A 1,638-nucleotide genomic window follows, 5' to 3' on the forward strand; every position below is an offset into this window, starting at 1 on the left:
TGGCGAGGTAGGTGCGGTTGGTGCGGTCGAGCAGGAAGGAGATGTAGTACTCCTCGGCGATGTCGCTGGCCTCGGCGACGAGGAGCTTCTTGACGACGTGGCCCTTGATGTCGAGTCCGAGGATCGACTCGGCGTTGGCGGTGGCCTCCGCGACGTCCTTGGAGTACTTGACGCCGCCGGCCTTGCCGCGGCCGCCGACCTTGACCTGAGCCTTGACCATCACCGGCTTGCCGATTTCCTCGGCGATCTGTGTTGCCCCGGCAACCGTGTCGGTAACACGGCCGGCCGATGTGGGAACTTCGTGCTTGGCGAAGAGTTCCTTCGCCTGGTATTCGAAGAGATCCATTCAGCTCACCATCTCGTAGGTTTGCCCGCGGTATCGTCTGTTTCTCGCACGGGCCACATCGGACTTTAACGCTGGTCACAACGGCCACCGAAAGCACACCCGGTGCATGTGCCCCAGATCACTGGTGGCCATGGCGGACGGACCGCCCGAGTGATCGTTCTGGGATGGGCACCACTGACCGATTTGTCTGTGATCCAGCTCACAATGTCACATTGGTGTTCGCGCGCGGTTGCACACGCTGCAATCATTTCGTTACCGTCGCCAGGGCAGTCGGTCACGGCTACATCACACGCGGGGAGATCGTTGATCGACGATCCCCATATGTAGCCGGAAGCGATTTCCACCACCAGCCCACGTCAGGCGCATGAACACGGCCGTGGCGTGAGTCGAATCGGAAGGTGTTTCTCTTGGCAGTACGCGGGAACTCGAGCGCGGCCCCGGCCGCGTTCGACGCAGCGGAGATCACCTCGATCATTCCCATCGACTGGGATTTCGCCGAGTGGAACGACGCGCCCGTCGACGCACCGCACGATCCGACCCCCACGCGCAGCACTCCCCGCCGCGCCCCGTTGCCTGCCGAGGTCACGCAGGACATCCTCATCGCCGAGTACGAATTCGACGAGACCGCGCACGAACACCCCTTCGCAGTCCGCGGCGCCGAGTTCGACGACTTCGACTTCGTTCCCGGGCCGACCCCCGCCCCTCGCAAGTCCGGCGGTCGCCACCGCATCGCCGCTCCGCCGCATGCCCTCAAGGGCCGGGCCGCGCTGCTGGCCGTCGCCGCAGGCGCGGCTGTGGTCGCCGCCACCGGCCAGTTGCAGTCCGGATCGGCCACCGACACCAATCGGTCCGCCGAACCCGCCACCGACGCCGTCAGCCCCGCTGCCGCGGTCGGCCCCGTCGCACCCTCGGCCGGCGACGCCGGAGTGGTCGAGTCCGCTCCCCCGGCCGACATGCGGAACTTCACCGACCAGCTCCAGGCCGGCGACAAACTGGCCCGCGATGCCGCCGCCGCCGACGCCGCGTCACGGAAGCCGCTGTTCGCCTCGCCGGTGACCATGGGCGCCTATCAGTTCACATCCTGCTTCTGCGGTCGCTGGGGCACCTTCCACGGCGGCATCGACTTCGCCGCCCCGCTGGGTACCCCGATCCACGCTGCCACCGACGGCATCATCAAGGAGGCCGGTCCCGCATCTGGGTTCGGCAACTGGATCCAGGTCCAGGCAGCCGACGGCAGCATCACGATGTACGGCCACATGGCCTCGAGCGGCGTGCTCGTCACCAAGGGCCAG

General features: G+C 66.7%; 2 protein-coding genes. One reads left to right on the forward strand and one right to left on the reverse strand.

Going from position 1 to position 1,638, the window contains the following annotated elements; genetic code table 11:
- A partial coding sequence (locus JHC79_RS02410; RefSeq protein ID WP_296388272.1) for an ATP-grasp domain-containing protein occupies nucleotides 1–346 on the reverse strand: 346 nt, incomplete at its 3' end.
- A gap of 407 nt (nucleotides 347–753) precedes the next feature.
- On the opposite strand from JHC79_RS02410, the gene JHC79_RS02415 reads away from it, so the two are divergent.
- The coding region (locus JHC79_RS02415) for a M23 family metallopeptidase (RefSeq protein ID WP_296388273.1) at nucleotides 754–1,638 on the forward strand (885 nt) is incomplete at its 3' end.

Source organism: Williamsia sp., assembly GCF_016462415.1.
In the GTDB taxonomy this organism is placed as follows: domain Bacteria; phylum Actinomycetota; class Actinomycetes; order Mycobacteriales; family Mycobacteriaceae; genus Williamsia_A.